This window comes from Blautia sp. MCC270 (assembly GCF_018785605.1).
Classification (GTDB): domain Bacteria; phylum Bacillota; class Clostridia; order Lachnospirales; family Lachnospiraceae; genus Blautia_A; species Blautia_A fusiformis.
The window spans coordinates 133,736-149,240 of the sequence record NZ_WQQD01000007.1 but is presented as its reverse complement, the minus strand read 5'-3'; the positions used below and the strand labels follow the sequence as shown (position 1 = coordinate 149,240).

Here is a 15,505-nt window from a genome sequence, read left to right as displayed (position 1 = left end):
GCTTTTCACATCCCTCTATTAATCTGAATGTAAAGCAGAATAGGAATGTCTGTTTTGTAAAATGGATATAATGACAGCAGATACAGAAACAGGTAATTTTTTCTCTGTCATCATGAGCATAACAGGATACAACCAGGGGGTATAATACTTCCTGGTCAAACTACGTTAAAAGGAGTGTATACAAAATGGTTAAAATTGATATTATCTCCGGTTTCCTTGGCGCCGGAAAAACAACTCTGATCAAAAAGCTTCTGAAGGATGGATTTCAGGGTGAGCAGGTAGTTCTGATCGAGAACGAGTTCGGTGAGATCGGTATTGACGGCGGCTTCCTGAAAGAGGCAGGGATCCAGATCCGTGAGATGAATTCCGGATGTATCTGCTGCTCTCTGGTAGGAGATTTCGGAACCTCTCTGAAAGAGGTTGTTACCAAATATGATCCGGACAGGATCCTGATCGAGCCATCAGGAGTTGGTAAGCTTTCTGATGTTATCAAGGCTGTACAGGGTGTTCAGGACGAGGTTGACATTAAACTGAACAGCTATACAACTGTTGTTGATGCAAAAAAATGCAAAATGTATATGAAGAACTTCGGTGAGTTCTTTGATAACCAGATCCAGTATGCAGGTGCTATCATCATGAGCCGTACCGATATTGCAAGTGAGAAAAAGGTTCAGGAGTCCCTGGAGCTTCTTCGCAGCCTGAATAAGGATGCTGCTATCATTACAACTCCGATCGAGAATCTTGACGGTAAGAAGCTGGTAGAGGTTATGGAGCATCCGGTATCCCTGGAGCAGGAGATGCTTGAGGAGGAGCATGAGCATCATCATCACCACGACGGAGAGTGTGGCTGTGGCCATGATCATGAAGAGCATGAGCATCACCATCACCACGACGGAGAGTGCGGCTGTGGCCATGATCATGAAGAGCATGAGCATCATCACCATGACGGAGAGTGCGGCTGTGGCCATGATCATGAAGAGCATGAGCATCACCATCACCACGATGGAGAGTGTGGCTGTGGACATGACCACCACCATCATCATGCAGATGAGGTCTTCACAAGCTGGGGCCGTGAGACTATTAAAAAATATACACGTGAGGGACTTGAGAAGATCCTTGAGGCACTTTCCGAGTCTGATAAATACGGTATCATCCTCCGTGCAAAGGGAATGCTTCCGGCAGAAGACGGAACATGGATCTATTTTGATATGGTTCCGGAAGAAACTGAGATCCGTGAGGGTGCACCGGAATATACAGGCCGTCTGTGCGTGATCGGTTCTAAGCTTGACGAGCATGCACTGGAGGAGCTTTTCGGGATCGCATAAAGCATATGATAAAATAAATGTCCGTTTTGACGCAAAGCCAAAGCGGAATACAGATATAGATTGTTACAGAAAGGAAACAGATACTGTACATTAAATCGTACAGTATCTGATAGGATGGATTTATGGAAGAGACCAGAGTACCCGTTTATCTGATCACAGGTTTTCTGGAAAGCGGCAAGACCTCTTTCCTGAGCTTTACCCTGCAGCAGGATTACTTTCAGATCGATGGAAAAACACTGCTGATCCTTTGCGAAGAGGGTGAGGAAGAATATGATGAGGAAGCACTGAAACAGTGCAATACCGTTGTGGAGAGCATTGACAGTGAGGAAGAGCTTACACCGGAACGACTTGCGGCAATGGAGATCCTGCATCAGCCGGAGCGGGTGATCATTGAGTATAATGGCATGTGGCTGGTAAGTAAATTCGAGGAAATGGAAAAACCGGAAGGCTGGGGCGTGGAGCAGCATATCACCTGTGTGGATGCAAGCACATTCCAGGTTTATATGGCGAATATGAAGTCCCTTTTTATGGATATGGTCCGCAATGCGGATATGGTTATCTTTAACCGCTGCCAGGAGAACGATCCGCTTCCTTCTTACAGAAGAAGCATCAAGGTGGTGAACCAGCGTGCGGAGATCATCTTTGAGGATGAAGAAGGCGAGCTTGGTGATCTTTTTGAGGATGAGATGCCATTTGATATTGATGCGCCGGTGATCGATATCCTCCCGGAGGATTATGGTATCTGGTTTGTGGATTCCATGGATCATCCGGACCGTTATGTCGGAAAAACCGTTCACTTTAAAGCACGTGCCCTGAAGCCGCGTGGAATGGGAAGCAAATTCTTTGTTCCCGGAAGAACAGCCATGACATGCTGTGCAGATGATACCACATTCCTTGGTTACATCTGCAAGAGCGCTTTTGCTCCGAAGATCGCAGAAGGCCAGTGGGTGGATGTTACTGCGAAGGTTGCGTTTGAGAAGAGAATGGAATATCAGGGAGAGGGAATCGTACTTTACGCAGAGCATGTAGAAGTTTGTGAGCCACTTGCTGATGAGATGGTATATTTCAACTGATACGATCAGAGCATTTGTATGCCTTAAGGCATAAGAAGGCCTGACATTGAAACAGGTAAATTACAGCTGAGGAGTTTTTATGTATTTAATTGCAGGTTTGGGAAATCCGGGAAAGCAGTATGAGGCTACACGCCACAATATGGGCTTTGACACAGTTGACTGTCTTGTGGAGAAGCATAATATCCCGCAGGGCGGCGTAAAATTTAATGCCATGTATGGAAAAGGTATCATCGGCGGTGAAAAAGCTATTCTGATGAAACCGCTTTCCTATATGAATTTAAGCGGCGGTCCGATCCAGGAGATGTCCGGCTATTTCAAGATCGATCCGGAGACAGAGCTGATCGTGATCTACGATGATATCGATCTGGAGCCTGGGCAGCTTCGTATCCGCAAAAAGGGCAGTGCGGGCGGACATAAAGGGATCAAGGATATCATCCGCCGCCTTGGAACTGAAAAATTTATCCGCATCCGTGTTGGTGTCGGTGCAAAACCGAAAGACTGGGATCTGGCAGATTTTGTGCTGGGTCATTTTTCGGACAGTGACCGCAAGCTTGTGGATGAAGGGATCAATGATGCGGCAGAGGCTGTGGAGATGATCCTGTCCGAGGGCGTAGATGCGGCGATGAATAAATATAACAGGAAAAAGCCTAAGAATTGAGGTTTGTATGGAAGCATTTTTGCATCCTCTGCAGGGTCTTGCAGAGTTTGGGGAAATAAAAAAGCGCTGTGGCGCAAACTGCGGAATTCTTAATGTTTCCGGATGCATGGAGTCCCAGAAGGTCCATCTGATGTATGGACTTTCCGGGCTTTTTCCATATCATCTGATCCTTGCGGATGATGAGCGCAACGCAAAGGAAATCTATGAGGATTACCGCTTCTATGACAAAAATGTATATTTTTATCCGGCAAAGGATCTTCTGTTTTTTCAGGCAGATATACACGGAAATCTTCTGATCCGGCAGCGGATGCGTGTGATCCGGGCACTTCTGGAACAGGAAGAAGTGACCGTTGTTACCAGCATTGACGGATGTATGGATTTCCTGATGCCGCTGGAAAAGATTAGAAGCAGACTTCTTCATTTTAAAAGTGACAGTGTGATCGATCTGGATCAGTTGAAGGAAGAGCTGGTAGAGCTGGGGTATGAACGCACCGGTCAGGTAGAGCTTCCGGGGCAGTTTTCTGTGCGTGGAGGAATCATTGATATCTATCCGCTGACAGAGGATAATCCTTGGCGTATCGAACTGTGGGATGATGAGGTGGATTCTATCCGGAGCTTTGATGCGGAAAGTCAGAGATCTCTGGAAAATGTAGATGAAATTACGATTTATCCGGCCGCAGAAAAGATGGACGGAGAAGATATGGTATCCTTTCTGGATTATTTTCCGGAAGAAAAAACACTGGTGTTTCTGGATGAACTGAACCACCTGGCAGAAAACGGCGAGGGTGTGGAGGAAGAGTACCGTCAGAGTCGTATGCACAGAGAGGAAAAAGGCGAGGCAAATCTTCCGGAGCAGTGGCTATGTGGCTTTCAGGAACTGCAGAAGAAGCTGAACAGACGGAATTGTGTGGCTGTATCCGCACTTTCTCCCAGACGTTCCGGATGGAAGATCAATGAGGAATTTGATCTTACGGTGAAGTCTGTAGATTCTTATAACAGCAGCTTTGAACTTCTGGTAAAGGATCTCCTTCAGTATAAGAGTCAGGGATACCGGATCGCATTGCTCTCCGGTTCCAGGACCAGGGCGGAGCGTCTGGCAAAGGATCTTTCAGAGGAAGGACTGAATGCTTTTTACAGCCAGGACATGGATCGTATCATCAGTCCCGGGGAGATCATGGTTGTCTATGGTCACGCAAGACGTGGCTTCCAGTATCCGCTAATCAAATTTGCAGTGATGACGGAAACCGATATTTTCGGCAAAGAGCAGAAAAAGCGTAAAAAAAAGAAAAAGTACAGCGGAAACAGGATCCAGGATTTTGCAGAGCTTTCCATTGGTGATCTTGTTGTTCATGAAAAGCACGGACTGGGTATTTACCGTGGAATCGAAAAGGTAGAGGTTGACCGTGTTGTGAAGGATTACATCAAGATCGAATACCGGGGCGGCAGTAATCTCTATATCCTGGCAACCCAGCTGGATGCTTTGCAGAAATATTCAGGATCCTCCGAAAATGCAAAAACGCCTAAGCTGAACAAGCTTGGCGGTCAGGAGTGGAATAAGACCAAGAGCCGTGTTAAGGGTGCGGTAAAAAATATCGCAAAAGAGCTGGTAGAGCTTTATGCAGTCCGCCAGGAGAAAGAGGGGTATGTCTGCGGACCGGATACCGTATGGCAGAAGGAATTTGAGGAGATGTTTCCCTATGAGGAGACAGAGGATCAGCTGGCAGCCATTGAGGATACCAAGAGAGATATGGAAAGCACTAGGATCATGGACCGTCTTGTGTGTGGTGACGTTGGTTACGGAAAGACGGAGGTGGCTTTAAGAGCTGCGTTTAAGGCAGTACAGGAAAGCCGGCAGGTGGTTTATCTGGTCCCTACTACCATTCTTGCCCAGCAGCATTACAATACCTTTGTACAGCGTATGAAAGAATTTCCGGTGAAGGTGGAGCTTCTCTGCCGTTTCCGGACATCTGCCCAGCAGAAAAAGACCATCGAAGGGATCAAAAAGGGGCAGGTAGATATTGTGATCGGCACCCACAGAGTTCTTTCAAAAGATGTGGAATTTAAAAATCTTGGACTTCTGATCATTGATGAGGAGCAGCGCTTTGGTGTTACTCACAAGGAGAAGATCAAGCAGATGAAAAAAGATGTGGATGTACTGACGCTGACGGCAACGCCGATTCCGAGAACTCTTCATATGAGTCTCATCGGTATCCGTGATATGAGCGTTCTGGAAGAGCCGCCGATGGATCGTGTGCCGATCCAGACATACGTTATGGAGTACGATGAGGAGACTGTTCGGGAAGCCATCCGCAGGGAGCTTCGCCGGGGGGGACAGGTGTATTACGTATATAATCGAGTCAATGACATTGCCGAAGTAGCCCTTCGGATATCCAGACTTGTGCCGGAGGCCAGAGTGGATTTTGCACATGGACAGATGAGTCAGAGGGAACTGGAGCAGGTAATGTATGATTTTATCAATGGAGATGTGGATGTACTGGTTTCCACCACTATTATTGAGACAGGACTGGATATTTCCAACGTAAACACTATGATCATCCATGATTCGGACAGATATGGCCTTTCCCAGCTTTATCAGCTCCGTGGGCGTGTAGGACGTTCCAACAGGACTGCTTATGCATTCCTGATGTATACCAAAAACAAGATGCTCCAGGAGACCGCGGAGAAACGGCTCAGCGCCATGCGGGAGTATTCAGACCTTGGAAGCGGTTTTAAGATAGCTATGAAGGATCTGGAGCTTCGTGGAGCAGGAAATCTTCTCGGTGCTCAGCAGCACGGGCATATGAACGCAGTTGGTTATGACCTTTACTGCAAGATGCTCAGTGAGGCTGTCAAGGAGGCAAAGGGAATCCGGACTATGGATGATTTTGAGACGACCATTGATCTCAATATTGATGCATTTATCCCGGATTCCTATATCGGCAACGAGTTCCAGAAGCTGGATATTTATAAGCGTATTGCCGGTATTGAAAGCCAGCAGGAATATGACGATATGCTGGAGGAGCTGATCGACCGTTTTGGCGAGCCGACAAAAGCTGTGCTGAATCTTCTTGCCATTGCAAGACTGAAGGCTCTTGCCCATCAGGGATATGTGACGGAGATCAAGCAGCTTGGAAAAGATGTCCGGATCACGCTCTATGAAAAGGCCAAGCTGGATCCCGCAGGTATCCCGGCTATTATGGCGCAGTACCGGAGAGGTTTGCAGTTTAAGGCTGATCATGAGCCGAAATTTATCCTGACACCACAGGGAAGGCTGATCGAAGAGCTGATGAAGTTTGCGGGGGAGCTGGCAAAACTGGCAGAGCCACTGGAGTAAAGGGAAGAATCAGCTAAGCTTAGGGTTATCCACGGGAAAAAACATCCGGTTTGTGGATACCGGATATTTTCCCGGAAAGACTTGTGGATAATTTGTGAAATGTCGTGTAAGTTCGTGAAATTCCTTGCTCTTAAAGGTGAAAACGTTTATAATCAAGTATTATGGAATAAGAGCCGGACCGTGATTCTTATGGACGGATAGATGGAGGATGAAATGAGAAATTCAGTAAAGAAAGCGGCAGTTACTGCTCTTGTCTGCGTTACAGCGGCAGGAATGATGGCAGGCTGCGGAAATAAAAAACTCGATGGTACAAAGATCGCAGTGACAGTCAATAAGCAGGAAATCCCGTTTGGCGTTGTAAGTCTGGCAGCACGTATGCAGCAGGCACAGGCTGAGGCAATGTACAAGATGTATCTTGGCGGTGGAAGCGATATGTCTATCTGGAGTACCAAAATGGATGATGATTCCGATGAGACTTACGGTGAAAATGCGGTAACAACTTCTGTTGAAACTGTTGAAAAGATGTGTCTGGAGAAAGAACACGCTTCCGAGTATGATGTTGAAATCACAGATGATGAGCAGAAGGCTCTTGAGGAAGCTGCCAAGAACTTTATGGCTGCCAATTCCGATGAGACAATTGCAGAGCTTGCGGTTGATGAAGATATGGTGAAGACTTTCCTCGAGCTTGAAACATACGATGTGAAGATGAAGGATGCCATTGAAGCCAAAGCGGACGTGAAGCTGGATGAGAAAGAATATCAGCAGATGTCTTTCAGCTATGCAAGTGCAAAGGTCAGCGGAGATGATCTTTCCGATGATGATATCAAGAAGAATAAAGAGAATCTTCAGAAGTTCTATGACAAGGTTAAAGAGGATCCGGCTGCAGATTTCAATACTCTTGGAGATGAGATCTCCAAGGATATGACCGCAACAACCGGAACATGCCCTACCTATGAGGAAGGTGATGACAGTGCTGCTAACGGAACTACTTATCCGGATGAGGTTCGTACCGCTTTAAGAAAGCTGGACGAGGGTGCACTGAACGAGGAGATCATAAAGACAGATTCCGTATGGTATGTTGTGAGACTGGATTCCAAGAATGATAAAACTGCAACGGAGAGTAAGAAAGAGTCTCTGACAAACACCAAGAAGGATGATTTTTATAATGATACAACAGATGGCTGGAAGAAGAAAGCTGATATCAAAGAAGAGAAAAAATTGATTAAGAAGATCAAGATCACAGATAATCATAGCTTTACGATCCAGACTCCAACTCCGACACCGGACCCGGATGTAACTGAGACACCGACAGCAGATTCTGCAGAGGCTGAGGCAACCGAGACACCGGCAGCTGAGGAGCAGACCGATGTGACTGAGACACCGGAGACAGAGGGAGATTCTGCAAAGGCTGATGAGGAGACTGCAGACAGTACAGAATCTGAGGCAGCTGCTACACCGGAAGCTGAGAAATAAGATACCATGTTTACAATGGAATGATAAGAGAAAAGACAACGAGCCGTGTACGGGTTTATCGTACACGGCTCGTTTTTTGTAATGCTCATGCCTGCTTTATGGATCGTCAGATTAGATCGAGATGCTCCAGTGCGTGAAGAATCCCGTCCCTGTCTACTGCGCTTGTCTGGTATGTGCAGTGTTTTTCGATGCCTCCGTAAGCATTTCCCATAGCAACGCTGACTCCGGCAGCTTTCAGCATGGGAAGGTCGTTGGGACTGTCTCCGAATGCATAGCAGTTTTCCCTGGGGATGGAAAGGCGGTCCAGGAGAAATTCCATGCCTGTGGCTTTGCTGGTACCCTTTTGTGTGACTTCCCAGATTCCGTCTCCGTGATCAAAATAGGTGTAATGATCATTACAGAAGCTGCGGAATTTTTCGACATCGGAATCCGGCAGCATATGTACCAGGAATTTGTCATAAGAGTAAGTGCAGGCATCCTCCCGATTGAATTTCGTGATGTCGACCATTGGAATTTCTTTTCGCATTTTGACTCCGAATTCGGACTGGGCCGGAGATGCACCATCATATAGGATCTCAGTGTTGGATTCAAAAATTGCCTCGATCTTGTATTTGCGGAGAAGGTCTACGGTTTCCTTGCACAGAAGATTTGGGACTGTGCGGAAAAAAAGCAATTTGTTGTCCATGTAAATGTGGGTTCCACAGCCGTATATATAGCCATCGAAATGAAGCTCTGAGAGTGCAGAGGGCATCATTACTTTGGTGCGGCCGGTGTTGATGAAAAGAAGATGACCGTTTTCATGGGCTTTTGTGAGGGCGCGGCTGGTGCTCTCCGGAACCTTGAAGGGGTGAGGCGTAAGCAGTGTGCCGTCTATGTCGAAGAACAGGATTTTTTTATCGTTCATATGGTCTCCTTTAAAATGGGATTTCTTCTTCGGTGTTACTGTTATCAATGTCAGTAATATCATTAACAGGAAGCGGTTCTGCGGATGTATCTTCAACAGAGTTCAGTGTGCTGACACGGATGCCGTTGAGTTCTATTTCACTTTCCATGGGGATCACAAGGCATTTTCGGCCATCGATGATGCGGGTTTCTACCAGTTCTGCCCGGTCCGGCGCTACGTGGATCACCACGTCAGGGGTTTTGATCTCGAATTTCCGGGTGTTGGTGATGTTGGATGCTACCAGAGCTGATTTTTCTCCTGCGGCAAGCTCATACTGTTCATCGAAGTTCTGGAGCTTTTCGTCTTCTACGCCGCATTCTTCGAAGAGACGTTTGACTTCGGATTTGGTGAGGACAACAGGTTCCGGTTCGTCCTTCTGGGATTCGATGAGATCGTTGAGCTTTTCATGGATCTCAAGGACTGTGTCGTAGGCACAGTCATCACCAAGGGTTTCTTCCACCAGAGCATTGAAGGAGTCACGCTGGGTTCCGGCAGATAGTGGTGTGGTGCAGCCGAAGACTTCTTCCATCATGGTGGAGCGGAGATTTTCGGCGTTTTTGGTGTAGTAGAGAAGTCCGTGGATATCGGTACTGCGGTCGTTGAACTGTGGGAAAAGGAAGCCCCAGTCAGGCATTTCTACCAGCCAGTCCCGGATACGGTCTTCAATATTGTTTGTCTCTGCATTGTAATGCAGGCCTGCTTTGGAGAGCTTGACCGGGCAGATACTGCAGAGGATGTGATCGTAGATCTCATCGGAAGCGTCGAACATTTCGGCACCGTCGGAGGATTTGCCGGGGATGTCGTAGACTGCGTGGATGAGGATGATGTAGTAGTTTTCACCGTAGTCGTAGTTTTCTATGATTCTGTCGTAGAAGGCTTCGGTGAGGGTGTCGTCGGTGAGTTTGCTTTTGCGGAGTTTCATGAGGAAGTTTTGGGTTCCGCCTTCGGTTTCCTGATCCAGAGGAAATTCCATGTTGATGAGGTTTTTTCCGATGGTGCCGGTGAGGGTTTTTCGGAAGATGTCGAAGTATTTGAAGGTTTCTTCCTCTGATAAGGATAAGAAGGCTTCTTTGAGTTCGGTTTTTTTGTTTTTTTCACCGTCTACGTAGCAGCCGCAGATGCGGGTGATGGAGCAGCGGTCAGGGGTGAATTGTTTTTTTATTTCTGCGATTTCTTTTTTGTTCATGTGTGGTTTACCTCGGTTTTTTGATTAGTTTGATTATAGCACAGGTGTTTGGTGGGGGCAAGATGACACGGACGGACGTGTGAGATTTGCAGCAGAAGTCCGGGTGCCGTCGTTTCGCCTGGTCATACTAAGCGTCTGAGGTGTCTCACGGAGCGGCCGGCCCATAACTCGCCATGTACGCTGATGCGTACCTGGCTCAGACAGATGGGCCTTACCCTGCGGCTTGTGGCCGCCGGGTACCTCTCCGTGAACCACCTCAGACGCTAAGTATGGACCAAGGCTCACTCCAAAGCACCCGGACTTCTGCTGCAAACCTCACACTGTGCGGTCATGTTGGGAGGGATAGAGTGGTCTGACGGGAGTTGGATGAGCCATCAGCGCTGCGCTGGATGGCTGGGAGGAAAGGCTGAGTTTCCTTGTGGTTTGCCGGGGAGGTTGTGAGCGTCGGCGCGTTGCTGGACGCTTGTAGTTAGGAAGCTTGAAATTTTATGTGTTTATCAGGGAGGTTGTGAGCGTCGGCGCGTTGCTGGACGCTTGTAGTTAGGAAGCTTGAGATTCTATGTGTTTGTCAGGGAGGTTGTGAGCGTCGGTGCGTTGCTGGACGCTGGAAGGTGGTGTCGAAATTTGGAGATGGGTTTTTGTGGTGTTGTGGTGGGATGTGTGGTATGATTTGTATATCTTATAAGATCTATCCATTTATTTGGTTTCTTTTTGCTTCAATGTCTGAAGTGTTTTTTCAAAAAATATTTATAAAAACTGTATACAGGGTTTCTGAAGTGTTTGGTTGATGGTATAATTGTATATACCAGAAGGAGTATTGTTTGAGAGATAATACGATTTTTGATGATGTTTTTCGTACTATGATGGAGAAAATGACGTTTCTGGTCGTGCCTTTGATCAATGATGTTTTTCATACATCATACCCGGCTGATGTGGAGATTGTGCAGTTGCGTAATGAGTATCAGCGGGTGGATGGTGAGATTATTACGGATTCGCGGCTGTTGATCGGAAACAGGATTTATCATATAGAATGTCAGAGTACGGATGACACGACAATGGCTGTACGGATGATAGAGTATGATTTTGCAACTGCTGTTGAGTTTGCCAGAAAGCAGGGACGGAGGTATCGGATGGAGTTTCCACGTTCTTGTGTGTTGTATCTGAGAAATAGTAGGAATACGCCGGATTTTCTGGAAGTGGATGTGGTTTTTCCGGATGGGGGATGTCATTTGTACAGAGTGCCTGCCATTAAAGTAGAGAATTATACAAAAGATAAGATATTTGAAAAGAGTCTTCTTATGCTGCTTCCTTTTTATATCATGCGATATGAAAAAAGAGGGCATGAGATGAGTGAGAATCCACAACTTTTTCAGGAATTACTGAATGAATATGAAGTGATCCGGAGTAAACTGGAGGTAGAGATCACTGAATCTGGAAGGTCTGAACTGTTCAGTGATCTGATTGGACTGATAACTCGGATATCTGATCATATTTTCAGAAATGAGGAGAAAGTCCGGAAAGGAATAGGTGAGATTATGGGTGGACATGTTCTGGAACTGGAATCTGAGAAAAGGGCAAGACTGATGGCGGAAGCTAAAGAACAGGCTGAAGCACTGGGGCGAGAACAGGGAATGGCTCAGGGAATGGCTCAGGGAATAGCTCAGGGAATGGCCCGGGGAATGGCCCAGGGGGAAGAACGACTTAGTGTTCTGATCAACAGGCTTATACTTGATGATCGTGGTAATGAGATTCAGAAGGTTGTTACAGATAAAGAAATGCGTGAAGCCATGTACAGAGAATATCAATTATAATAAGAAAAGATAAAGAGAATCCCCCACTGGTTTTGCTATCCATGGGGGATTCGTTGATTCGTTGATTGATCTGAATCTTATAATACAGAATATCCATAACTGCTGACAATAGCATCGATCTTCTGGCGGTTTTTGCACAGTGGGCAGTTGTCAGAGCGGTAGGAGTGATAGTCCGGGATGTCTCTGGCCTGAAAGATAGAGTGGACAGGGAGTGTGGCTACACTGTCTACACTGCTGTAGATGGCTGCCACGCCGCGGATCTTACCGCCATAGTACAGAACGCTTTCGATAGCTCGGTTCAATGTGGATCCGGTGGTGATGGAGCCATTTAGGATGAGGATGTTTTTTCCATTGATCATTGGTTCATAGTTGTCGCGGAAGATCATCTGCCCGGTGCTGTTGAACTCAGGGGTGATGACGTAGATGGTCTGGTGTGCGTTCATGGAAAGGACGCCGGCTTTGGTCAGTTCTTCGGCGAGATAAGCACCGATCACTTCAAGTCCGTCCATGCAGACGATGGTGTCTACCGGAATGGATGCTTCGTAATTTGCTGCGAGAGCGGATGCAATACGCTGTGCTTCAGCGCATCTGGATTTCATAGTAGTGAGATCCAGGTAGTGTGTGATATGGGATTGGGATGTTACGAAGTGTCCCGGAATCATTTTAAGCTGTATGCGGTTGTCAGTGCGTGCATAAATTTTTATGATGTTGTCCTGATCCATAATAAAAACCTCCTGTCGTGATCGTGTTTTACGTGGTTGTTCAGGAGAATTATCCTGAAGGATTACGAAACAGATTTATTTAACCGAATGCGGATTGCAAATATCCGATTAGCTGTGCATATTATACCATTAATTTCAAAAAAATGAAATAATATAATGCAAAATATATAAAAAATATTCAAAAAATCAAGCGTATTTGTTAAAAAATATCCAATATCATGAAAACTTTGACAATAGGATCATTACTATAGAGTGAAAGTACTTGTGAGTACGTAGTAAATTGGAAAGAGAGTGTCATATGTATTATTGCGTATAAAAAAGAGGAGGAGAATCCTTATGGATTCTCCCCCTGTGAGAGTGAGTCGATGTCAGCCTTCAATAGATACATATTTATCAGCTTCAATCTCTTCAGCTGCTTTTTTCGGAATAGAAAGTCTCAGAACACCGTTCTCAAATTTTGCATGGACATCTTCGTTTTTTACACCATTACCAACATAGAAGCTTCTGCTTGTGCTGCCGGCATAACGTTCACGGCGGATATAATTGCCTTTCTTGTCTTCCTCGTCTTTGTCAAGACCCTTGGCAGCAGAGATGGTAAGATAACCATCCTTCAGCTGTACCTGTACTTCATCTTTCTTAAATCCTGGAAGATCTACATCCAGCTCATAGCCTTTATCTGTTTCACGTACATCAGTTTTCATGATATTTTTTGCATGTTTGCCATAAAGAGGGTTCTTTCCGCTAAAGAAATTATCTCTGAATCCAAAATCATCCATCCAGTCATCAAATAAGTTTTCTCCAAATACACTCGGGAACATCATAAGTCATTTCTCCTTTCAAATTGAAAAGCCGTTCCGGTGGATCAAGAAATCCAACTGTTGCCGGTATATAGTTACCACTTCGGGTTATTCCGCAGTGGTGATCGTTTGGTTTTATTCTGAACATCTGGAAGTTCTTTTTTATCTTCTCCTTTGTTCTATATGTAATATAACACATGTTGTTAGCAAAGTCAAGAGGTGAGTGCTAAAAAATTGTGAAGAATTTGTGTTCCGTAAAATGAAAAACTAATTTCCACCTTTAGCCCTTTATGTTCTTATATTAAAAAGCGAATCGGACAAGGTCTGAAAAGCTTATGCAGATTGAACATTCTGCAATGTTATAATAACTTTAAAGCATAGAAAAAACCAAAAAAATCAATATAATAAGGCATATAGACAAAATGTATTAAAAAAATTTTTCGTACATTCTTCTGAGTTGAACAGACGATAGAAAGACAGTGTTCATGAGTATGCAGGTAAAGCAAAATGTAAATGAAAAAGTACAGGAGGAGAGAATAATGCAGAAAAAATATGCAGATTTTAAGCTTGGGGTACCGGATTATGTAACAGTGGAAACAGAAGAGGAGAGACTTGTGTGCCAGGGAGGGCAGACGACAGTAGCTGCCGGTGCAACTACTGTGGAATTTCAGGATGCAGGTGAACATGAGGATATATTTGTCACATCCGAGGATGCAGTGAGATGTGTGAAGCTGAGATGGAACTATAAGATCCCGAAATCAGCCAGATTTCTGGGAGATGCCTGGGAACGTACCTATGGTGATGCGGAATGGCATGGAATGAGCGGAAACCGTTATCTGCCATGGTATTTTCTGGCGAAGCTTTCTGAGAAGGTTCTCTGCTTTGGTGTAAAGGTCCGTCCTTCTGCTATGTGCTGCTGGCAGGTGGATACCAAAGGAATTACTTTGTTTCTGGATGTTCGCTGCGGAAATACAGGAGTACAGCTGAAAGGAAGAAAGCTGTGTGCCGCACAGATCGTCTGCATGGAAGCAGAAGGAGCAGATACTTTTGAAACTGCACAGAAATTCTGTGAAAAAATGTGTGCAGATCCGATCTTCCCAGAGTTTCCGGTATATGGAAGCAATAACTGGTACTATGCTTACGGTGACAGCTCCGAAGAGGAGATCTTAAGTGATACCGATTATATCCTGAAACTGACCGAAGGTGTAAAAAATCCTCCGTTCATGGTCATTGATGACTGTTGGCAGGAACATCACCGCCTGGATGAATACAACGGTGGACCCTGGACAAAAGGCAATGACAGATTTCCGGATATGAAAGGTCTTGCAGACAAGCTGGAGAAAAAAGGTGTCCGCCCGGGTATCTGGGTCCGTCTGCTTCTTAATGAAGATGAGAATATCCCGAATGAGTGGAGGATTTCCTATAATGACTGTCTCGATCCGTCCCACCCGGATGCACTGGAATATATCCGTAAAGATATCGAGAGGATCTGTGATTGGGGATACACGCTGATCAAGCATGATTTTTCTACCTTTGATCTCTTTGGGAAGTGGGGATTTGAGGCGAATTTAAGAGACAATTCCATGGAGAAATGGCATTTTTATGATCAGACCAAAACCAGCGCAGAAATCGTAAAAATGCTTTATCAGGAGATTTATGATGCTTCCCGGAGCAACAACGCAGTGATCATCGGCTGCAATACCATCGGACATCTCGGCGCAGGCCTGATGCATCTGAATCGGACCGGTGACGATACCAGCGGACGTATCTGGGAGCGTACCAGACGAATGGGCGTAAATACGCTGGCATTCCGTCTTCCGCAGCACAATACGTTTTACCATATTGATGCAGACTGTGTCGGTATTTTCGGAATGATCCCATGGGAGAAAAATCGTCAGTGGGCAGACGTTCTTGCAAAGAGCGGTACACCACTGTTTGTATCCGCAAAACCTGGAGTTTTGAATCCGGAGGAATTTGAGGAGCTGCATCAGATCATGCTGCGTGCATCAGAACAGGAAGAGCATTTTGTTCCGCTTGACTGGGAAGAAATCGACTGCCCGGAGGTATGGGGAGAAAACGGCGAAACTATCACTTATGACTGGTTTGACAACGAAGGTCCGACCATGGATGCTACGGTGGAGTACTATAATGCCAAGGTAGTTGTTCCGTAAATCAGGAAAAGT

The 15,505-nt window shown here is 45.8% G+C and carries 11 protein-coding genes; 7 read left to right on the top strand and 4 right to left on the bottom strand.

Annotated elements, in window-relative coordinates; translation table 11 throughout:
- The first annotated feature begins 185 nt into the window (after positions 1-185).
- The 5 genes from GPK58_RS03205 to GPK58_RS03185 all read left to right on the top strand — a co-directional run bounded on the left by GPK58_RS03205 (position 186) and on the right by GPK58_RS03185 (position 7,863).
- Positions 186-1,325: a CobW family GTP-binding protein gene (locus GPK58_RS03205; protein ID WP_173775496.1), complete on the top strand. Its 1,140-nt coding sequence runs from the start codon at positions 186-188 to the stop codon at positions 1,323-1,325.
- A gap of 122 nt (positions 1,326-1,447) precedes the next feature.
- Entirely contained in the window at positions 1,448-2,398 is a 951-nt protein-coding gene (locus GPK58_RS03200; RefSeq protein ID WP_021651300.1) for a TIGR03943 family putative permease subunit, read from the top strand.
- Between the two features lie 79 nt (positions 2,399-2,477).
- Positions 2,478-3,056, top strand: a complete 579-nt coding sequence (gene pth / locus GPK58_RS03195; RefSeq protein ID WP_215638181.1) for an aminoacyl-tRNA hydrolase — start codon at positions 2,478-2,480, stop codon at positions 3,054-3,056.
- A gap of 7 nt (positions 3,057-3,063) precedes the next feature.
- Positions 3,064-6,390 (top strand): transcription-repair coupling factor, encoded by a 3,327-nt coding sequence (gene mfd / locus GPK58_RS03190; protein WP_129975133.1) that lies wholly within the window; start codon positions 3,064-3,066, stop codon positions 6,388-6,390.
- 213 nt (positions 6,391-6,603) lie between these two features.
- Positions 6,604-7,863 carry a hypothetical protein gene (locus GPK58_RS03185; protein ID WP_049946995.1) on the top strand — a complete coding sequence of 420 codons (1,260 nt, stop codon included), beginning with the start codon at positions 6,604-6,606 and terminating at the stop codon, positions 7,861-7,863.
- Between the two features lie 106 nt (positions 7,864-7,969).
- On the opposite strand, the gene GPK58_RS03180 is transcribed toward GPK58_RS03185, so the two are convergent.
- Both GPK58_RS03180 and GPK58_RS03175 read right to left on the bottom strand, forming a co-directional pair.
- Positions 7,970-8,767: an HAD family hydrolase gene (locus GPK58_RS03180; protein ID WP_215638180.1), complete on the bottom strand. Its 798-nt coding sequence runs from the start codon at positions 8,765-8,767 to the stop codon at positions 7,970-7,972.
- 10 nt (positions 8,768-8,777) lie between these two features.
- On the bottom strand, positions 8,778-9,992 hold the full coding sequence (locus GPK58_RS03175) for a DUF4317 domain-containing protein (protein WP_059086232.1): 1,215 nt from the start codon (positions 9,990-9,992) through the stop codon (positions 8,778-8,780).
- An 821-nt stretch (positions 9,993-10,813) separates the two neighbouring features.
- Here GPK58_RS03175 and GPK58_RS03170 point away from each other — a divergent pair.
- Positions 10,814-11,803, top strand: a complete 990-nt coding sequence (locus GPK58_RS03170) for a hypothetical protein (protein ID WP_215638179.1) — start codon at positions 10,814-10,816, stop codon at positions 11,801-11,803.
- Between the two features lie 77 nt (positions 11,804-11,880).
- Here the strand turns inward: GPK58_RS03170 and GPK58_RS03165 are convergent, their stop codons facing one another.
- Positions 11,881-12,525, bottom strand: a complete 645-nt coding sequence (locus GPK58_RS03165; RefSeq protein ID WP_015525517.1) for an orotate phosphoribosyltransferase — start codon at positions 12,523-12,525, stop codon at positions 11,881-11,883.
- A 368-nt stretch (positions 12,526-12,893) separates the two neighbouring features.
- Complete coding sequence (locus tag GPK58_RS03160) at positions 12,894-13,346, bottom strand: Hsp20/alpha crystallin family protein (protein WP_015525518.1); 453 nt, start codon at positions 13,344-13,346, stop codon at positions 12,894-12,896.
- A 515-nt stretch (positions 13,347-13,861) separates the two neighbouring features.
- On the opposite strand from GPK58_RS03160, the gene GPK58_RS03155 reads away from it, so the two are divergent.
- Positions 13,862-15,493, top strand: a complete 1,632-nt coding sequence (locus GPK58_RS03155) for a glycoside hydrolase family 36 protein (RefSeq protein ID WP_252195749.1) — start codon at positions 13,862-13,864, stop codon at positions 15,491-15,493.
- Positions 15,494-15,505: the final 12 nt, after the last annotated feature.